Below are 19,237 nucleotides of genomic sequence, written 5' to 3'. Positions count from 1 at the left end.
TAGAATGACGGTACCAGAAACCGTTGTGTTGCCAATTACACCATAGGCCATCGCTGCTGAACGCAACGAGGAATAATATAGCCAATTCGCGTCAACAAGAGCAAATCACCTGGTCAAAGGCTTGTTTGCATTCACGAGCTCTCTCCCACAGCCCACCTCAGTAGTGCACAAAACTAATGCATAACTAATGCGGTGCATATAACTAATTCGACCCCAGATCGAAAGTCCATTCGATCACGCATAAAGGCCGATCCGCCCTTCAGGAGACACTTCGTGGTGAAGCGGCAGCAAACAGCCGCCACACACCCAAAACCATCCCTGAAAGGCAAGCTTCATGACTTCCCCAACAACAACGGCAACAAAAACCGCCCCCATCACGCTCGAGTTGGAGTTCTCCGACGTCACCGAGCAGATGAACGGCACTATTGGCCGCGTCATCGGCACCGTCACTATCCGTCAGTTCGCGAAAATCATCTCGGCTCTCAACCTCGATGCCAACCCGCGCGTGTCTCGCACCGGTCGCATCACCGATGCCATCATGGAAACCATCGACACCACACCAGAGCTCTTCGCTTATAAGTCCAAGGGCGTGCTCCTGGCTTCAACGCAGTTCACCAGTGAAGACAATCTTTACCGCTTCACCTTCAGCAACCGTCGCATCGAAGGAATCCTCGACGGCGGTCACAACTCGCTGGCAATTGCACTGTTCATCTTGGGCAAGCTCGGTCCTTTGCCCGGCCGCAAGATTAAGACCTGGTCCGATATGAAGGATGTCTGGGTGGAGCACCCGGAAGAAATCGCGGAATTGCTTGACGACGAAAGCCTCACCGAGTTCGACGCCCGAGTTCCGGTAGAGGTACTCGTCCCCGGTGCTCGAGACGAAGACACCGTTCAGGACTTCTCCGATGCACTGCTTGATATCTGTGCGGCCCGCAACAACAATGCGGAGCTCAAGGCGGAGGCAAAACTCAATCGCGCTGGCTACTTCGATGACTTGAAGCATGCACTACCGCAGGGAATCAGCGACAACGTACAGTGGCGAACCAACGATACTGGACGTCTGAAGGTGAGCGATGTCATCGCTATGGCCTGGATTCCGCTGTCCTGTATTGACCTGCCGAAGGATGCCGATGGCAAGCAGATTGAAGCACCGACCCCCACCAGTCTCTATTCGGGCAAGGCCAAACTGCTTGACCGCTTCGAAGATGTTATGAGCTCCCCGGAGGTCACCAAACCCAACACCGAAAGCATCAATGAACGCACCGAAGAGGTAGTTCTCTACAACGAGCAGGTTCGCAGTGCCTTGAACCTTACGCGCGACTTCATCGACATTTTCGAGCGCATCAACGCGGAACTACCCGATCTCTATAACGAGAGCGGCGGCAAATTCGGTGGCATTGATGCAGTCAACAAGGCCAATAAGAAGAGCCTGCGGACTGGCAAGACTCCGCAGAAGTACTCGAAGTTCTACCGTCAGCCCATCGGCTACGCGATTCCGGACGGGTTCATCTACCCGCTCGTGTACGCCTTTGGCGCACTGCTCAAGCGAAACGAGGACGGCACGGTCTACTGGGGAACCGACTGGCACGAGTTCTTCAATAAGCACATGAGCTCGCTGGTCAAGGACTACCGCGAAACCTCCATGAATATGTTGAACCGCGACCCACAGAAGGTGGGCAAGGAACTAGGCTCTTACACGAACTTGCATCGCTCAGCCCAGCTCGCTCTCTTTACTGAGCAGCAGTAAAAGGAGTGACCTCGAGCGCCTTGCGCAGTCGGCTCAGGCTGCGGCTGCGACCGAGCAGCTCCATGGACTCAAACAGCGGTGGGGACACCTGAGCACCAGTTACAGCCACGCGCACCGGGCCAAAGGCCTTGCGCGGCTTCAGCTCCAGATCCTCGATAAGGGCCTTCTGAAGTGCGGCTTCGAGCTTCTCGGTGACGAAGTCCTCGTCGCTGAGCGGCTCCACCGCTGCAATGGTGGCCTCCAGGACGGCGACGGCATCTTCCTTGAAGTTACGGCGTGCCGAGCGCTCATCGAAAGTGAACTCGTCCTCTTCCACGACCAGGAACTTCGAGAGGTCCCAGGCGTCGGAAAGCGTCTTCACACGGGTCTGCAGCAGCGTTGCCAGGAAAGCGAACTTATCCGCCGGGTAGTCGGCCGGGAAGTCGAAGTGGCTTTCCAGGTAGGTGCGCAGACGCTGTTCGAAGTCCTTCGGATCGAGCATGCGGATGTGGTCGGCGTTAATGGCGTCGGCCTTCTTCTGGTCGAAGCGAGCCGGGTTGGACAGCACATCGTGGATATCGAAGGCCTTGACCATCTCGTCCATCGTGAAGATGTCCTGGTCGCCGTCCATGGACCAGCCCAGCAGCGCCAGGTAGTTCAGCAGCCCCTCGCGGATGAAACCGTTATCGCGGTGGATGAAGAGGTTGGACTGTGGGTCGCGCTTGGACAGCTTCTTATTACCCTCGCCCATAACGAACGGCAGGTGACCGAACTCCGGGGTCAATTTGGCGACACCGATACGCTTCAGGGACTCGTAGAGAGCAATCTGTCGCGGGGTCGATGGCAGCAGATCCTCACCACGCAGGACGTGAGTGATCTCCATCAGAGCGTCATCCACCGGGTTAACCAGGGTGTAGAGCGGTTCACCGTTGGAGCGGGCAATGACGAAGTCCGGAACCAGGCCAGCCTTGAACTCAATGCGACCGCGAACGAGGTCCTCGAAGACAATGTCCTCGTCTGGCATGCGCAGGCGGATCACCGGCTTGCGGCCCTCCGCGCGGAAGGCTTCCTTCTGCTCCTCGGTGAGGTTGCGGTCGTAGTTGTCGTAGCCCAGCTTCGGGTCACGACCAGCGGCCTTGTGCCGCTCCTCAACCTCTTCAGCGGTAGAGAAGGCCTCGTAGGCCTCGCCGGCGTCGATAAGACGCTGCAATACATCGGCGTAGATGTCCTTGCGCTGCGACTGACGGTACGGGCCGTGCGGGCCACCGACATCAATGCCCTCGTCCCAGTCGATACCGAGCCAATTCAGGGCCTCGATGATTGCCTGGTAGGACTCTTCGGAGTCGCGAGCGGCATCGGTATCTTCGATGCGGAAGACCAGCTTGCCACCAGTGTGACGGGCATATGCCCAGTTGAACAGGGCGGTGCGGATGAGGCCAACGTGCGGGGTACCGGTTGGCGACGGGCAAAAGCGTACGCGAACATCTGACATGCTTTCCCACGATACCCGCCCTCCCACCTGCAGGCATGCATAGGGTTTTACATAGGGTTTTACATTGGGTTACAGAGTCCACTCCCCTGCCACTTCACCGGCGTATCCGGCCGCACGCAGCCGCTCAACCCAGCTGCGCAGCGGTACCTCGCCGGTGCCCGGCGCGCCGCGGCCTGGGAAGTCTGCAATCTGAACGTGCGCAGGCAGGCTAACTTTTCCAGCCTCTACATCAGTGAGCCAGGCATCCACGTCCACGCCATTAGCCGCGAAGTGGTAGAAGTCGGCGAGCACGCCGGCACCAGTCTGTTGTGCTAACTCCTCGGCCTGCCAGGGATCGGTAATGGGATAATCGCTCATCCCGGACAGTGGCTCAATCAATGCGCGAACCCCACTGAGCTCCAGCTGTGCAGTAATCTCAGTCAGTCTTTGCACCTGCAAGTCCGTTAGCTCCCCCGAGCGCCCCAGCAGCACGTTAGAGCACTTCATCCCCGTGGCTCGCGCAATCTGGCTCACTGCCTCCAGGTGCCCCGCAGGCAACCCATCAGTATCGAGCACTCCCCGCTGTCCCGCTGCCATGTCCCCTCCCCACAGGTTCATGGCATGAAGGCGAAGGCCGTCGTCAAAGAGATCGCAAAAAGCGGAAACCTCATCGGGTGCGGGCACTGCGAGGTCGAATGGCCACCAGAATTCCACGGCCGCATAGCCGTCGGCACGCGCGGCACTCACCGCATCGCGCGGAGACATGTGTGCGTAAACCGTAGAACAGTTAATAATAGTGCTCATGACCAAGACGGTAGTAGTAACTGGTGGCGGCGCGGGCATTGGCCGCGAAATTGCTCTGACTTTCGCCGCCGATGGCTGGCATGTGCATATCTGTGGCAGGCGTGTCGACGCGCTCGAGGCCGTTGCCGCCGAGGCGGACAACATCACCTACTCGAAGTGTGACATCACCGATCCCGAGCAGGTCCGTGCGATGTTTAAGGACGCGCAGACGGCTACGGGAACTATTGATGTTGCGGTGCTCAATGCGGGACTGCCCGGCACGCCCGCGGAATTTGGAGAGACCGATATCGAGGACTTCCGCACGGTCATCGATACGAATGTCGTCGGGTCCTTCCTGTGTGCACGCGAGGCGTTTTCGCGGATGAAGGCGGGGCGTGAGGGGAAGTCAGGGCGCGAGGGCGGCCGAATCCTGGTCAACTGTTCTATCGCGGCGCAGGTGCCAAGGGCTCATACGGCGGCGTACGCGACGTCGAAAAGCGCGCTTGCGGGAATGACCCATGTACTTGCCCTCGACGGACGCGAGTATGGCATTACGGCAACGCGCATTGATATCGGCAATGCACAGACTGACCTGCTGGGAACGTTCACCGGCAGCGAGCCAATGTTCGATGCCAAGCAGGCTGCGGAGACTTTCCTCTACGCCGCAAATCTCCCGGCGAGTGCAGTCATCGACCAGCTCACGATTACCGCTGCCGGTATGCCCTTTTTGGGTAGGGGTTAGCCTGCCCTTTAAACTGGAGCACAACTGGGTTTAGATTGAGGAGGCGGGTTAGGGCTATGTCCATGGAAAACCACCCCTCTCTGGGCGGCGGAAACGAAGAAGAGCAGCAGGAGAAGTCTCACCCGTCGAACGAGCCTGCAGCGACTCCGAAGCGTTCGACGCGCTGGGACACCTCGCGTCCGACCACCGCTCCGGACTTTTTGCTCTCCCGTGCGCACGGCTCCATCCGCACGCAAGGCATTGAAGAGCAGCTTTCCGACCCCTGGCTCGCGGCCGAGGGACTGCACTCAGGCATTCACAAGATGGTGGTCGGCGCGCTGCCCTTCGACTTGGACAAGCCCGCCGCCCTGACCGTTCCCCGTGAAGTCATCCGCTCCTCGCAGCCGCTGGAGCCGCCCGCACACTACCGCTGGAACGCACCGAAGCCTCATGCCCACATCGTCGCGTACGATCCCCCACTCGACGAGCACGCCGAGCGCATCGCCGCAGCCATCCGCACCATCGAGTACTCGGCGCTGGAAAAGGTCGTGCTCGCGCGCGCTGTGGAACTCGAAATCGATCCCCCAATCGATCCGCTCCTACTCGCATCACGGCTTATCGACGGATCCCCCAACCGCGATGGCTTTGTCGTGGATTTATCCCCCGCCGGTTCCGATTATGAGGGCAAGTTGCTCATCGGTTCCTCCCCGGAGATGCTGGTCCGCCGCACAGGCGACATCGTTGAGGCTTTTCCCTTGGCAGGGTCGCTGCCGAGGTCACGGAATGAAGGAGTGGACCGGGCGACGGCGCGTCGTTTAGCGGACTCGCGCAAGAATCTGGACGAGCATGCCTTTGTTGTCGACGACATCGCCGACAACCTGGCGCCACTGTGCAGTTCGCTGGATGTTCCGGACAGCCCCGAGCTGATGAGTACCGCCGAGATGTGGCACTTGGCCACGCATATCCGCGGTCGGTTGAAGGATCCGTCGCTGTCCGCGCTGGATTTGGCACTGGTGGTGCACCCGACACCGGCTATTTGTGGCACGCCGACGGAATCCGCCTTCGGTGTCATCCAGGCCGTGGAGACCGACCGGGGCTTCTACTCCGGCGCTGTCGGCTGGTGCGATGAGAATGGCGACGGTGAGTTCGTGGTTTCCATTCGCTGTGCCGAAATCGACACTGAGGGGTCTGTGGCACGACTATGGGCCGGAGGCGGCATCGTGTCGCACTCCGACCCAGAAGAAGAAGTCACGGAGACCAGCGCCAAAATGGGCACGGTGCTCCGCGCTTTTGGAGTTAAGGGCGGGTAGGCCCTAGCAACTTAAGCCCGCTCCACCGGATTGGCCAGCTTGCCGATACCCGGAATCTCAATCTCGATGCGGTCGCCCGGGAACATCGCAGCGGTACCGGCCGGGGAGCCGGTGCAGATGACGTCACCCGGCAGTAGCGTAATCGAGGCGGTAATGAACTCGATGATCTCCGGGATAGACATAATCATCTGGTTGGAGTTGGAGTCCTGCTTGGTCTCGGTAACACCCTCGTGAGTCAGGTGTGCCTTGATCGGCAGCTCGTTGTAATCCAGCTCCGTCTGAATCCACGGACCGAGCGGGCAGAAGGTGTCGATGCCCTTTGCGCGCGCCCACTGACCGTCGGCGAACTGCAGGTCACGGGAGGAAACGTCGTTTACGATGGTGTATCCGAAGATCACATCGTGGGCGTTTTCCTTCTTCACGTTCTTGCACGGCTTACCGATAACCAGTGCCAGCTCGCCCTCGAACTCGACGTTGGTGGCGAAATCCGGAATGCGAATCGGCGCTTCCGGACCAATGACGGCCGTCGGCGGCTTAATGAACATCGTCGGCGGCAGCGATTCAGCCGACTTCTTGAACACCTCGGCGACGTGGTCAGCGTAGTTACGGCCAATAGCGATGACCTTCGATGGCAGCATCGGGGCGAGCAGACGTACGTCGGCAAGCGGCCAGGAACGACCGGTCTTATTCAGCTGACCGAAAGGGTGCCCTTCGATCTCGTGCAAAGTGACTTCATTGCCTTCGCCCTCGACGAGCGCGAAGCACATGCCCTCTGGGTGGGCGATTCGAGCAATACGCATAAAAATAGGGTACACGTCACATTGCGATAGTTATGCAACGACCCCCACTCTCTAATACTTGTTCTCTAAACCCCACGCGATTCTTGGGCGAGCCACACCAGCGCGCAAGCCAGCGCATCGCTGAACGCGTGATGCGCCTTAAAACGCGGAACCCCGTACCTGTCACACAACGACCACAACCGCAGCTCATCACGCACGGGCTCACGGTTGGCCCGCAAAATGGCGTCGTACTCGCGTGTCATGGTGTCCGCCACCGGCACGTCAAACCGCGCATCAAAGTACTTTCGACACAACGGATCCAGGAAACCAACTTCCATCCGCGCGTAGTGCGCCAACAGCTTCCGTCCGCGCAGAGCTTCTAACAGCTTGCCGACGGCGACCTCGGCGTCTACCCCGGTTGCGACCATGTCGTCGGTAAGCCCATGCACCGTCGCTGACTCGCCGACGCTCACCTCCTCACGCTCCGGTCGAATGAGAAGGTGGCCCGACTCTTCCAGCACGATGTCGCGGCCTTCTACCGCGACCCAGCCGATGGAAAGCAGCTGATCTTTGGCCGGATCCAGGCCGGTGGTTTCCACGTCTACCGCGAGCCAAGCATTGTCGCGGACGGGTGTGTCCAGAAGTTTCTTGCGGGGTTTGAAAAACTTCAACATTGTGTGCTCACGACATCGCCCGGATGGGATACTTCGCCCCGAGACTCTGCTGCAACTTGCGGATAACACCAAACGCGTCACGCAGGTGCTCTCGTTCCAGACTGGAGAGGCGCTTCGGGTAGATGTGATTATTCGGTTGGCCGCCGGCGTTGAACTGCGCCTGCTGGTGATGAAGCTGCACTGTGCACAGGAACTCGAACGCATCTACTAGGTCTTGGGCACCTTGACGACTCACGCTTCCGGCTCCGGCACTTGCTGCCAAGCGGTCACGTGTCGACAGCTGTGGCAATCCGGCTGCCACAGCAAATAGACGCGCCATCTGCACCGCAGCAGCAGTTCCACCCTTTTTGATGTCCAGGGTTTCCGCGTGCTCGCCGCCCTTTTCCAGCACCAGGCCACGGAAGAACCCGAGCGGTGGTTCCCGCCAGGCCGCGAGCTTAGCCAAGTGCGCGTGCAAGCGCGGCGAGTTCTGCGCCAACGGCAAGTAAGCTGCGCGCAGTTCCTCCACTAATTGCACGTCGCCCGCTACCCCACGCATGTCAAAGAAGGTCTGTGCATGTAGCAACGCCTCCGCCTCCGGCGCAGTGATCCACCCGTGGAAAGTGTGCAACCACTGCGACTTGGTCATCCTCCACGCGGGATTGCTGGCCATCATGTCCCCTGGACAGAGCGGATAACCGACTCGGTCGAGGTTGGTGCAAAGCTCGTCGCTAAGCGCGGCGAAATAGTCAGCGTGAACGTCGGCATCGTAGTCGTCGGCGAGAACCAGCGCATTGTCCTGATCGGATGCGAGCCCCATCTCTCCGCGCCCATGCGAGCCCAGGACCGCAAACGCGTAGCTGACCGGTGGAGGCCCAAGCTTTTCCTCGGCGAGGGCAACCAGGCGCCGGGTAACAGCATCGGTCACGGCAGTCAGCAGCTTCGAGACCTCCTCCCCCGAATCACCCCGGTCAATGAACCGGCCGACAATTCGTCGCGCGTTCTGGGCAATCTCTGCAATCTCTGAGATATCGCTCTTTCGCGCCAGCGTCGCCGTCGCATACACGGGATCGGTGTGCAGACTGCGCAGGAGGTCACCAATAACAATCATGCCGACCACTCTCGTCCCGTCATGCACTGGCAGGTGGTGGTAACCGCGCTCGGCCATCAGCAGCATGGCCTCGAAAACCAGCAGGTCGGGGCTAATGGTTTCCGGGTTCTCGGTCATCACTTCGCTTACGAGCGTCGCCGCGGGCTTGGCCTCTGCCAGTACCCGACGCCGAAGGTCGCGGTCCGTGATGATGCCAACGAGCGGCCTCTGGTTGGCGCCTGCAGACTCCATCACCAGCAGACTGGAGACATTCCGCTCCGTCATAATCTGTGCCGCCTCTTGCACTGTCGCGTCAGCGCTGCAGGTCACCAGCGAGGTTTCCATCAGGTCCGCAACCCGTGTGCGCAACGACTCCGAGGCCGCAGTACTCCGCAGCTTCGATGCCACTGCGCGAATGCGGGCGTTTTCACCACCGTAGTAGCGCCGGACCTCTACGAACCGGCCATTGAGCCGCTCAAAGACATCCTTGGAGATCACCAGGAATACGCAGTCCTCCACCGCCGTCATCGTGTACAGCGAGGGGTCACTGCTCAGCAGCGTCGAATAGCCGAAATGATCACCCACGTCTCGCCTGTCCAGCAGCGTGCCAGCTGGGTCAAAGACATCCACCATGCCAGAGCGAATGATGAAGCAACTGTTATTATCCGCACCCGCCCGGATAATCTCAGTGCCACGACGGGCATACCGCATGGTCAAAAGCGGTGGGATAGTCGCGCGCTCTTCATCAGTGAGATCCGAAAAGGGGCGAGTGTGGCTGAGGAAGTCTGCGATTTCCGCAAGCTCGACGGTCATGGGGCCAATTATCCCCTATTTTTGCTTCCAATAGGAGTGATTTGCAGGAATACTCGACCTTATGACCGATTCCACACACAGCGCTTCCACAAATCCCGAATGGCCGCTCGATGCCCACATCCTCGGCAGGATGGACAAGCTCGCGGCACTCGTCGCCACGCTTGACGACGACACCTTCAACGCAACCCTCCCCATCCCAGCCATTAACTCCCTGGCCGTGCTGCTGCGTCATGTGACCGGATCCGCGCGCTACTGGCTCGAGCGCGTCTGCCTCGGTCGTGACTATGTCCGCGACCGCGACGGTGAGTTTTCCGCCCATTGCAGTGTTGCGGAGGGGCTGGAGATTTACCACCGCGACCGCGCAGCCATCGAATCCGCACTGGTGGAGTTGCAAGGCGTGGATCGCGCTGCTGCTCCTGCTGTGATTCCTACTGATAAGGACCGTTGGTGGTGCGGCAGTATCGAAGGAGTGATTGTGCATGTCTTCCACGAGGCGGCTCAGCACCTGGGACATGCGGAGATTACGAGGGATGCGCTGGTGGCGGGGCTGGGAGGGGATGGTCCCGATGACGGTGCAAGAAGCTCATCCCCACACACCCTTGACACCATCATCGATGTGCTAGCCCAGATCGGACATGCGTCAGACTTCATCGAGTACACTGCCGACGGTAGGACACGCATCACTACCGTCGATGGCAAGACCGTGATTGTCTAGCCCCTCCCCTATTTTTAGCGCGCCACTGCACGCTCTACTTCAAAGCAGCCGCGATACGGTCGCCAACTTCAGTGGTCTTGATTGGGCCGTCACCGCGGTTGGCCATGTCAGCTTCCACAGCTGCTTCGATACGCTGAGCATCTTCCTCACGCCCCAGATGGCGCAGCATCATGGCACCCGACAGGATGGCTGCCGTCGGGTCAGCAATGCCCTTGCCAGCAATGTCGGGCGCGGAGCCGTGAACGGGCTCGAACATGGACGGGTTGGTATTGGAAGCGTCGATGTTGCCGGACGCAGCCAGACCAATACCGCCCGACACTGCACCAGCTTCATCGGTAATGATGTCGCCGAAGAGGTTGTCGGTGACAATGACGTCGAAACGCGAAGGATTAGTGACCAGGTAAATCGTCGCGGCGTCGATGTGCGAGTAATCGACGTCTACCTCTGGGTATTCCTTCGCGACCTCATCGACCGTGCGCTGCCACATACCGCCGCCGTGCACCAGGACATTGGTCTTGTGGACAAGGGTTAGCTTCTTGCGGCGGGTCATCGCCAGCTCGAAGGCGTAGCGGACAACGCGCTCAGCGCCGAAGCGAGTATTGACGGAGGTCTCATTGGCAACCTCGTGTGGCGTGCCGACGCGAATCGCACCACCATTACCGGTGTAGGCGCCCTCGGTACCTTCACGGACGACCACGAAATCGATTTCGCCCGGGTTCTTCAGCGGGGACTCGACGCCTGGGAAGAGCTTGGACGGACGCAGGTTCACGTGGTGATCCAGCGCGAAACGCATCTTCAGCAGCAGACCGCGCTCGAGAACTCCCGGAGGAACGTTTGCCGGGTCACCAATCGCACCGAGCAAGATAGCGTCGTGCTCACGCAGGGAGTCAAGGTCGGCGTCGGTGAGCAGTTCGCCATTGCGCAAGTAGCGACGCGAGCCGAGGTCGTACTCGGTTGTGTCGAACTCGCCGATGGCGGCCCCCAGCACCTTCAGTGCCTCTGCCGTAACTTCCGTGCCGATGCCATCACCCGGGATGACGGCGATTTTCAGCTTTCCTGCCTCAGTCATTTTTTGAGATACCCTTCTCACTATATGGACATAGTTGAGTGTAGCAGAATCTAATGCTCGCCCCCGCCACAGTCTCCGCAATTTTCACCATCTCCATCGCTTTCACAATCCGTCCTTCCCACCCCTTTTTCCTCTTTCAAATCCCGCCGCACCTTATCCACTAGGCCGCGGAGACTGTCATGCAATTTGCGGCGTTTCTCATTGTGTTCAGCCAACGCGGAAGTCTTCTTTTCCGTCTGCGAGGCGAAGGTATACCGACCATGCCCAGTGTGAGCTTTTTCTGACCGCGCAAACGGCCCTTCATCACAAGAGAGGAACGTCCAGGCTTCAACCCCATCATCACCTCGAACCACTCGCCACATACCGGCAGTTTTGAGGTTGTGGTGCCGTCGGCAGAGACAGTGGAGATTATCTGTGTGCGTGACCCCCTCCTTTTGTCGCTCCCCCTCAGAAAGACCATGATCAAATTCCACAATATGGTCGATATCGCATTTTTCCGCGGGGACGTCACAGCCAGGAAAGCTACACACTCCGTCACGGGCACGCACGAATGCGCGCTGAGACTCGGAGGGGCGATAGCCGTCGACCGCACTATCTCCTAACACCCGCAATGTAGATACCCGCTTCAGCCAAGCTTCAGCCACCAGTGAAGAAAGCCAACCAGCACCAGTAAGCCACACTGGAGTGTTTTCCGGCTCACCATCCACCCCGGGAGAGAGCACCCGGAAAAGCTCCAGATTCACCTCCACCTCACAAGTACCGCGTAACGCATGCATGAAAGCTGCGGCGCGACTCACTTTCATCTGCTTAGCCACTGCGTCGATAATTGCGAGAGCTTCCACCGCATGATGTCGCTCGAGCACAGTAGTCAACGTTGTCACCCCAGCGTCACCATGTTCATCAACCGCGACAAACTCCTTAACCGTCATACGATCGCCAAAGTAGTCGAGAGCCGCAGCTTGAACCTCCTGCACCTCAGGCGACTCCGCGGGATCCTCCGCAGATTCCCCATCCTTCTCGACTTGGTATGCCGCCACATCAATTGCAGCATCCACGGTCGCATCTACATTCCGGGCCAGGACCCTATCAACGTGCACCCCAGCAACATCCACATCGCGTGGCCGCACTTCCGGAGCACACTCACCAATCACTCGCTGCACGCGCGTTGCCATCGCCCGCACTCCACGGAGCGCTTCCCCGTCTCGCCTCGGCTTAACGACGTCCACGAGACTCGACTCAACTGCGTCAACTTTTTCATCGACTACAGGGCGTGTGTGTTTTCCGAGCATTGCCAAATGCTTCATTGACAAGTGCCCGCGCTCCTGACACATTTCCGCCAATTGCGGCATGCGTCCAAGCATGTAGCCAATTTCCATATATTTATTCACTTCGGTGCGCGAGATACCCAGCACCACCGACCAGTAAGCCAGATGAGCTTCAACATCACCATCATCCGGCGGTGCCACCTGCTGTGCGATAACCACTTGCAAGCGATTAATCTCCCGCATCACTTCAGCGAGCGGATGAGCCCTCACCTCATGACTGAAGCGAAATTCCCCACACGATTCCAACTCTGACATTGCACTGTCCCCTCCCTAACGAGGTCCCCTAACGAACAGTTCTTTATCAATTCGCCCACACCATATCCCCCACCCCGGATTCAAACCGCCGCCCAAGCCCAAGAATCACCGCCAAGTTCGAACATTCTTTCGAGCGGATACTAAAAGCAAATCCCGCCCTACGACGCAAACTCCGTCGTAAAGCGGGAAACGCACCTAGAAACCTAGTCGAACATTAATCAACCGGCTTCATCGAGCCGCTCTCAAGGAAGCGGCGGTGGAAGTCGTAAGAAGTACCCAGGTCATGTGGAGTGTGCAGGTACGGAGTGGCCTTCTCAGCACGCTCAACGTACTCGAGCAGCGCCTCCTTGTACATCGGGTGAGCACACTTCTCAATGACAACTCGGGAACGCTGACGTGGCGCCAAGCCACGGAGGTCAGCCAGACCCTGCTCAGTAATGATAACCATCACGTCGTGCTCGGTGTGGTCAACATGGGAGACCATGGGCACGATGGCAGAAATATTGCCATTCTTAGCCAACGACGGGGACACGAACGACGAAATGTAGGCGTTGCGGGTGAAGTCGCCGGAGCCACCAATACCGTTCATCAAGCGCGAACCAGCCACATGAGTGGAGTTGACGTTACCGTAGATGTCGGCCTCAATCATGCCGTTGGTGGCAATCAACCCCATACGGCGAGTCAAACCCGGGTTATTGGAAAGATCCTGCGGACGCAGCACAATCTTGTCACGATAGTCAGCAGCGTTCTCATTCATTCGAGCTGCATATTCCGGAGACAGCGAGAAAGCGGTACCGGAAGCCACGGTCAGCTTGCCAGCATCCATCAAGTCAATCATGCCATCCTGAATGACCTCAGTGAAGGAGGTCAGGTTCTCATACTTGGAGTCAAGCAGACCCGCAAGCACAGCATTTGGAATGTTGCCGACACCCGACTGCATCGGCAGCAGGTTCTCCGGCAGACGACCGGCCTTAACCTCGCTATCGAGGAAGTCGAGCAGATAGCCCGCAATGGCCTTAGAGTCATCATCCAGCGGCTTGAACGGCGAGTTACGATCCTCGGCGTTAGTCTCAACGACAGCAACGACCTTGTCGACATCAATCGGAACATACGGGGTACCAATACGGTCACCCGGAGTCAGAATCGGAATCTCCTTGCGGTTCGGAGGCAAACCAACACTGTAGATATCGTGCATGCCCTCGAGGTCCTCAGACTGCCAGGAGTTGACCTCAATGATGATCTTCTCTGCAGTGTTCAGGTAAGAAATGCTGTTACCGACGGAAGATGAGAGAATCAAGGAGCCATCAGCCTTAATGCGAACGGCTTCAACGACGGCAACGTTGACCGGACCGAAGAACCCCTGCTCAGTCATCGGGCCGGAATGCGACAGGTGCATATCGCTGTAGTACGCGTCGCCCGCGTTAATACGGTTACGCATGGCCGGATCGGACTGATACGGCATACGCCACTCCACACCATTGGCCTTCGCTAGCACACCGTCAAGCTCCGGAGCGGTAGAAGCGCCGGTCAAGACCTTAATCCTGAACTCGTCACCCCGTTCGTGAGCGGCCTCCATGCGCTCAGCGAGAGCCGGCGGAACAACCTTCGGATAACCGGCACCGGTAAATCCGGCGAAGCCCACCATGTCTCCGTGGTTGATGAACTGCGCCGCCTCCTGCGCGGTCATCACCTTGGATTTGAGACCAGCATGGGCAATACGATCTGACATGAACTCACCTTTCTACATCCCCCAACGCGACTATCGGGGGTAGCGCTTCAAACACCGAAGCACACCCCCAACCCTATCAACGAAGCGGTTAGCGCCTTTCATTCAGAAGCCCGAAAGCGCCCCCATTTTAGGCACACTACACACGCCACTAAAGCCGACCACAACACCGTTTTATGCCCTACGTCACACCGGTCGACCACTAGTCGCACGACACATCCCCAGACCCTCTCGCACCCCAGCCACCAACGCTTTATTGATAATCGTTTTCAGTACGGTAGTCTTGTCGAGTGACTTCTACCGAATCTTTTGATACCCCCGACGAAACCACTCCCGACCAGACCACTCCTGTAACCGTCCTGTCCGGATTTTTGGGCGCCGGTAAGACCACGCTCCTGAATAACCTCCTGGCAAACTCGCAGGGGCGCAAAATCGCGGTTATCGTCAACGACTTCTCAGAAGTCAATGTGGATGCTGCCCTCATCGAGCAGGGCACCTATCTCGAGCGAGGCGAAGACCGTTTCATCGAAATGTCCAACGGCTGCATCTGCTGCACACTTCGAGATGACCTCGTTGAAAACGTCGGCAAGCTGGCGCGCAGCGGAAAGTTCGAGCACATCGTCATCGAATCCACGGGTATCTCCGAGCCCATGCCCGTGGCCGCCACCTTCGAGTGGGAATTCGATGACGGCCGCCACCTCGCTGACATCGCCCCCATCGACACGATGGTCACGCTCGTCGACGCCTCCACATTCCTCGACAACCTCCGCCAGGGGCGCGCGCTGCCTGACGACGAACGCACGGTTGCTGACCTCCTTGTCGATCAGGTGGAATTCGCCGATCTCATCCTCATCACCAAATCCGACCTCGCAGGTGAAAAGCTCACCGGCGGTACCGAGGAGACCATCCGTGCGATGAATCCCCGCGCACGCATCGTTCGAGTTACCAACGGCGAGATCGCCACTTCCGCCATCCTTGACGCATCGCTTTACGACGAAGGCACTGCGGCCACTTTCCACGGATATGCAGAAGAACTTGCGAATCCGCACACGCCGGAGACGGAAGAATACGGCATTTCTTCTGTTGTCTTCCGAGGTAACCGCCCCTTCGACCGCGAACGACTAATTAAGGCGTTGCGCGGCACAAAAGGACTTGTCCGATCCAAGGGACACTGCTGGATTTCTGACCGCCTCGAGGTCGCCCACGTATGGAGCCAGGCAGGGCCAAATCTGAAAATTACTCCTGCTGTCATGTGGGCACAGACAGATGTCCCGCCATCCAACGAGGTGGTACTCATCGGTGTGAAATTTGACCCAGAGGCCACATTGCAAGCATTCAAGGATGCCATGCTCACCGATGCAGAAGTGCGGGAGTTGCTGTAACAAAGCCCCTGGAAGAGGGCCGATAAACGACCAGCTGAAGCAATCACAGTGTCATCAATCACTTCTCAACCTGCAGGTGTGGCAACACACTGTTAGCGCATGCTAGGTTAGGCGACAAAACTAACGTCGAACAGTCAATCTAGGAGATGACATGTCTGATCGCATCGCACATGCCGGTTTGCGCGACAAGGTAATGACCGCCGACGAGGCGGCACAGTTTATCAATCATGGTGATGCCCTTGGCATCTCTGGCTTCACTGGCGCTGGCTACCCAAAGGCTCTGCCGACTGCGCTGGCAAACCGCGGCAAGGAACTCCACGCCAAGGGTGAAGAATTCGCTGTCGACATCTACACCGGCGCTTCCACTGCCCCGGACTGTGACGGCGTGATGGCAGAAGCTGACATCATCCGCTACCGCATGCCGTACCAGGGCGATCCGGCACTGCGTAAGTCCATCAACTCCGGCAAGGCAAAGTACCAGGACATCCACCTTTCCCACTCTGCGCTTTACATCGAGCAGGGCTTCCTGCCGATTGACGCCGCAATTGTGGAGGTCACTCGTATTACCGAAGAGGGACACCTCGTTCCGTCGTCAAGCGTTGGCAACAACGTCGAGTGGATGGACAACGCTGACAAGATCATCCTTGAGGTCAACTCGTGGCAGTCTGAGGAACTCGAGGGCATGCACGACATCTACCGCATTCAGCACCTGCCTAACCGCACGCCGGTGCCGATTAACGCCCCGGGCGACCGCATTGGTACCCCATACATCGACATCAACCTGGACAAGGTTGTCGCAGTTGTCGAGACCAACGCGCCGGACCGCAACTCCCCGTTTAAGCCGTTGGATGAGACCTCGAAGGCTATTGCCGGTCATTTCCTGGACTTCCTCGAGGGTGAAGTTCGCGCCGGTCGTCTGGCCTACGACCAGTACATCATGCAGTCGGGTGTCGGTAACGTGCCGAACGCTGTGATGGCTGGCCTGCTGGACTCCAAGTTTGAGAACATCAAGGCCTACACCGAGGTTATTCAGGACGGCATGATTGACCTGATTGACGCAGGCAAGATGACCGTCGCTTCGGCCACCTCCTTCTCCCTGTCTCCGGAAGCAGCCGAGCGCATGAACAACGAGGCTGCTCGCTACCGCAAGAACATCATCCTGCGCCCGCAGCAGATCTCCAACCACCCGGAGGTTGTCCGCCGTGTTGGACTGATTGCCACCAACGGCATGATTGAGGCCGACATCTACGGCAACGTCAACTCCACCCACATCAACGGCTCCCGCATGATGAACGGCATTGGTGGTTCCGGTGACTTCACCCGTAACGCCTTCGTTTCCTCGTTCATCTCGCCGTCGCTGGCGAAGGACGGCGCAATCTCGACTATCGTTCCGTTCGCTTCGCACATTGACCACACTGAGCACGACGCCATGGTCATCATCACCGAGCGTGGTTTCGCTGACCTACGTGGCCTGGCACCCCGTGACCGCGTGGCCAAGATGATCTCCGTTGCGCACCCGGAGTACCAGCCACTGCTGGAGGAATACTACGAGCGCGCGCTGAAGACCGCACCGGGGATGTCGACCCCGCATGATCTGCGCACTGCCTTCGACTTCCACATCAACATGATTGAGAAGGGCTCGATGAAGGGCTAAGGCTGCGTAAAACAGCTATTAGAAGCAGCTTAGGTAGCAAAAAATCCCCTCCATGCGGAGGGGATTTTCTCATGGGCTAGAAACTAGCTCTAAAACAGCTCTAAAACGCCTAGTCGTTCAGAACTAGTCCAGCTCAAGCTGCAGAGCATGGGTAGCGGAGATTTCCTCGGCAATCTTCTCAACCAGCTCCTCCGGAACCTCCTTGGAAACACGCAGCACCAGGATGGCAGTCTGATCTGCTTCCTGCGGAGACAGCGCAGCCGCCTCGATGTTGATGCCGGACTCACCCAGGGTGGTAGCCACGCGGCCGAGAGCACCCGGAACGTCCTTGTACAGCAGGAACAGGTTACGACCCTGAGCACGCATGTCGATACCGCGGCCATTAATGCGGACAATCTTCTCAACGCGGTTCAGGCCGGTGAGGGCACCAACAACAGTGGCAGTGGAGCCATCAGCACCGATGACCTTGACCTCGAGGACGGAGCGGTGGGAGACAGACTCCGGCTCGGTCTCGACAGTGAAGGTCACGCCGCGCTCTTCAGCGATTCGCGGAGCGTTAACGAAGGTGACCGGCTCTTCCACCATGAGGGAGAACAGACCGCGGATTGCGGCCATGCCCAGAACGTTGACGTCCTCAGTGTGCAACTCACCGCGAGCAGTGACCTCAACAGCAGCCGGAGCGCCCTCCAGCAGACCACCAGCAACCAGACCCAGCTCACGAGCCAGCTCGAGCCACAGGGCAACCTCTTCACCGACAGCGCCACCGGAAACGTTGACGGCATCCGGGACGAACTCGCCAGCCAGAGCCAGCAGCACCGACTTAGCGACGTCGGTACCAGCTCGGTCCTGAGCCTCAACGGTGGAGGCGCCCAGGTGAGGAGCGCAAACAGTCTCCGGCAGGCCAAACAGTGGGGAATCCGTGCACGGCTCGGTCGCGTACACGTCGAAGCCAGCACCGCGGATGTTGCCAGCCTTGATTGCGTCGGCAAGCGCCTGCTCGTCGACGAGACCGCCGCGGGCGGCGTTGATGATGATCTGGCCCTTCTTAGCCTTGCCCAGAAGCTCCGCGTCGAACATGCCGGCGGTTTCCTTGGTCTTTGGCAGGTGGATGGTCACGAAATCAGCGCGAGCCATCAGGTCTTCCAGCTCGACCAGTTCGACGCCGAGCTGAGCGGCACGAGCCGGGTTAGCGTACGGATCGTAAGCAATGATGTTCGTCTCGAAAGCAGCAAGACGCTGCGCAAACAGCTGGCCGATGTGGCCGAAACCGACGATACCGACGGTCTTGCCGAAGATTTCCACGCCCTTGAAGGAAGAGCGCTTCCACTCCCCCTCGCGCAGCGAAGCGTCCGCGGCCGGCAGCTGACGGGCGGTAGCCAGCAGCAGTGCGATTGCGTGCTCACATGCAGAGTGAATGTTGGAGGTCGGAGCGTTGACAACCATGACGCCGCGCTTGGTAGCGGTGTCAATGTCGACGTTATCCAGGCCAACGCCGGCGCGGCCGACGATCTTCAGATTCGGAGCAGCCTCGAGGACTTCCTGGTCCACGGTGGTAGCGGAGCGGACGAGCAATGCGTCAGCGTCACCGACCGCAGCCAGGAGCTCAGCGCGGTTCGGGCCATCTACCCAACGGACCTCAACGGAATCCCCCAATGCGTCCACAGTGGACTGTGCCAGCTTGTCGGCGATGAGGACAACGGGGCGAGCGTTCTGGCTCACAAGCATCTCCTGGTTTGTCTCGAAAAATTTATGCAGTATTTGCGGT

15 protein-coding genes are annotated in these 19,237 nt (G+C 58.7%); 6 read left to right on the top strand and 9 right to left on the bottom strand.

Going from position 1 to position 19,237, the window contains the following annotated elements; genetic code table 11:
• Positions 1–334: 334 nt before the first annotated feature.
• Entirely contained in the window at positions 335–1,747 is a 1,413-nt protein-coding gene (locus tag ADA16_RS02550; protein WP_048758878.1) for a hypothetical protein, read from the top strand.
• Here the strand turns inward: ADA16_RS02550 and gltX are convergent.
• Positions 1,731–3,218 carry a glutamate--tRNA ligase gene (gene gltX, locus ADA16_RS02545; protein WP_048758877.1) on the bottom strand — a complete coding sequence of 496 codons (1,488 nt, stop codon included), beginning with the start codon at positions 3,216–3,218 and terminating at the stop codon, positions 1,731–1,733. The genes ADA16_RS02550 and gltX overlap by 17 nt on opposite strands.
• Positions 3,219–3,287: 69 nt before the next feature.
• Complete coding sequence (locus ADA16_RS02540) at positions 3,288–4,001, bottom strand: TIM barrel protein (RefSeq protein WP_239659311.1); 714 nt, start codon at positions 3,999–4,001, stop codon at positions 3,288–3,290.
• On the opposite strand from ADA16_RS02540, the gene ADA16_RS02535 reads away from it, so the two are divergent.
• Entirely contained in the window at positions 4,000–4,722 is a 723-nt protein-coding gene (locus tag ADA16_RS02535; RefSeq protein WP_048758898.1) for an SDR family oxidoreductase, read from the top strand. The genes ADA16_RS02540 and ADA16_RS02535 overlap by 2 nt on opposite strands.
• A 56-nt stretch (positions 4,723–4,778) precedes the next feature.
• Positions 4,779–6,011, top strand: a complete 1,233-nt coding sequence (locus ADA16_RS02530; protein WP_048758875.1) for an isochorismate synthase — start codon at positions 4,779–4,781, stop codon at positions 6,009–6,011.
• An 11-nt stretch (positions 6,012–6,022) separates the two neighbouring features.
• Here the strand turns inward: ADA16_RS02530 and ADA16_RS02525 are convergent, their stop codons facing one another.
• The 3 genes from ADA16_RS02525 to ADA16_RS02515 form a co-directional block, all read right to left on the bottom strand.
• On the bottom strand, positions 6,023–6,811 hold the full coding sequence (locus tag ADA16_RS02525) for a fumarylacetoacetate hydrolase family protein (RefSeq protein WP_005509430.1): 789 nt from the start codon (positions 6,809–6,811) through the stop codon (positions 6,023–6,025).
• A gap of 65 nt (positions 6,812–6,876) precedes the next feature.
• Positions 6,877–7,464 (bottom strand): 3'-5' exonuclease, encoded by a 588-nt coding sequence (locus ADA16_RS02520; RefSeq protein WP_048758873.1) that lies wholly within the window; start codon positions 7,462–7,464, stop codon positions 6,877–6,879.
• A 7-nt stretch (positions 7,465–7,471) separates the two neighbouring features.
• Positions 7,472–9,346: a DUF294 nucleotidyltransferase-like domain-containing protein gene (locus ADA16_RS02515; RefSeq protein WP_048758871.1), complete on the bottom strand. Its 1,875-nt coding sequence runs from the start codon at positions 9,344–9,346 to the stop codon at positions 7,472–7,474.
• A 61-nt stretch (positions 9,347–9,407) separates the two neighbouring features.
• On the opposite strand from ADA16_RS02515, the gene ADA16_RS02510 reads away from it, so the two are divergent.
• Entirely contained in the window at positions 9,408–10,061 is a 654-nt protein-coding gene (locus ADA16_RS02510) for a DUF664 domain-containing protein (protein WP_048758869.1), read from the top strand.
• Between the two features lie 34 nt (positions 10,062–10,095).
• On the opposite strand, the gene ADA16_RS02505 is transcribed toward ADA16_RS02510, so the two are convergent.
• The 3 genes from ADA16_RS02505 to ADA16_RS02495 all read right to left on the bottom strand — a co-directional run bounded on the left by ADA16_RS02505 (position 10,096) and on the right by ADA16_RS02495 (position 14,439).
• On the bottom strand, positions 10,096–11,112 hold the full coding sequence (locus ADA16_RS02505) for a 3-isopropylmalate dehydrogenase (protein ID WP_152680713.1): 1,017 nt from the start codon (positions 11,110–11,112) through the stop codon (positions 10,096–10,098).
• Between the two features lie 68 nt (positions 11,113–11,180).
• Positions 11,181–12,710, bottom strand: coding sequence for an HNH endonuclease signature motif containing protein (locus ADA16_RS02500; protein ID WP_048758865.1), 1,530 nt, complete (start codon positions 12,708–12,710; stop codon positions 11,181–11,183).
• Between the two features lie 214 nt (positions 12,711–12,924).
• Positions 12,925–14,439: an acetyl-CoA hydrolase/transferase family protein gene (locus tag ADA16_RS02495; RefSeq protein WP_048758863.1), complete on the bottom strand. Its 1,515-nt coding sequence runs from the start codon at positions 14,437–14,439 to the stop codon at positions 12,925–12,927.
• A gap of 287 nt (positions 14,440–14,726) precedes the next feature.
• Between ADA16_RS02495 and ADA16_RS02490 the strand changes: the two genes are divergently transcribed.
• Both ADA16_RS02490 and ADA16_RS02485 read left to right on the top strand, forming a co-directional pair.
• Positions 14,727–15,818, top strand: coding sequence for a GTP-binding protein (locus ADA16_RS02490; RefSeq protein WP_048758861.1), 1,092 nt, complete (start codon positions 14,727–14,729; stop codon positions 15,816–15,818).
• A gap of 151 nt (positions 15,819–15,969) precedes the next feature.
• Positions 15,970–17,472 (top strand): acetyl-CoA hydrolase/transferase family protein, encoded by a 1,503-nt coding sequence (locus ADA16_RS02485; RefSeq protein ID WP_048758857.1) that lies wholly within the window; start codon positions 15,970–15,972, stop codon positions 17,470–17,472.
• A 123-nt stretch (positions 17,473–17,595) separates the two neighbouring features.
• Here ADA16_RS02485 and serA read toward each other — a convergent pair whose 3' ends face one another.
• Positions 17,596–19,191 carry a phosphoglycerate dehydrogenase gene (serA, locus tag ADA16_RS02480; RefSeq protein ID WP_038629526.1) on the bottom strand — a complete coding sequence of 532 codons (1,596 nt, stop codon included), beginning with the start codon at positions 19,189–19,191 and terminating at the stop codon, positions 17,596–17,598.
• Positions 19,192–19,237 lie beyond the last annotated feature (46 nt).

It is taken from the genome of Corynebacterium vitaeruminis, assembly GCF_001054325.1.
Lineage (GTDB): Bacteria > Actinomycetota > Actinomycetes > Mycobacteriales > Mycobacteriaceae > Corynebacterium > Corynebacterium vitaeruminis_A.
Note: the sequence above shows the minus strand (reverse complement) of the source record. Positions and strands in the feature narration are given on the sequence as shown.

Bases quoted from the DNA above. Each gene is read 5' to 3' on its own strand.
- ADA16_RS02530 (WP_048758875.1), top strand. From the start codon at position 4,779: ATGTCCATGGAAAACCACCCCTCTCTGGGCGGCGGAAACGAAGAAGAG.
- ADA16_RS02550 (WP_048758878.1), top strand. From the start codon at position 335: ATGACTTCCCCAACAACAACGGCAACAAAAACCGCCCCCATCACGCTC.
- ADA16_RS02500 (WP_048758865.1), bottom strand. From the start codon at position 12,710: ATGTCAGAGTTGGAATCGTGTGGGGAATTTCGCTTCAGTCATGAGGTG.
- gltX (WP_048758877.1), bottom strand. From the start codon at position 3,218: ATGTCAGATGTTCGCGTACGCTTTTGCCCGTCGCCAACCGGTACCCCG.
- ADA16_RS02535 (WP_048758898.1), top strand. From the start codon at position 4,000: ATGACCAAGACGGTAGTAGTAACTGGTGGCGGCGCGGGCATTGGCCGC.
- ADA16_RS02485 (WP_048758857.1), top strand. From the start codon at position 15,970: ATGTCTGATCGCATCGCACATGCCGGTTTGCGCGACAAGGTAATGACC.
- ADA16_RS02515 (WP_048758871.1), bottom strand. From the start codon at position 9,346: ATGACCGTCGAGCTTGCGGAAATCGCAGACTTCCTCAGCCACACTCGC.
- ADA16_RS02525 (WP_005509430.1), bottom strand. From the start codon at position 6,811: ATGCGTATTGCTCGAATCGCCCACCCAGAGGGCATGTGCTTCGCGCTC.
- ADA16_RS02520 (WP_048758873.1), bottom strand. From the start codon at position 7,464: ATGTTGAAGTTTTTCAAACCCCGCAAGAAACTTCTGGACACACCCGTC.
- ADA16_RS02495 (WP_048758863.1), bottom strand. From the start codon at position 14,439: ATGTCAGATCGTATTGCCCATGCTGGTCTCAAATCCAAGGTGATGACC.
- ADA16_RS02540 (WP_239659311.1), bottom strand. From the start codon at position 4,001: ATGAGCACTATTATTAACTGTTCTACGGTTTACGCACACATGTCTCCG.
- ADA16_RS02510 (WP_048758869.1), top strand. From the start codon at position 9,408: ATGACCGATTCCACACACAGCGCTTCCACAAATCCCGAATGGCCGCTC.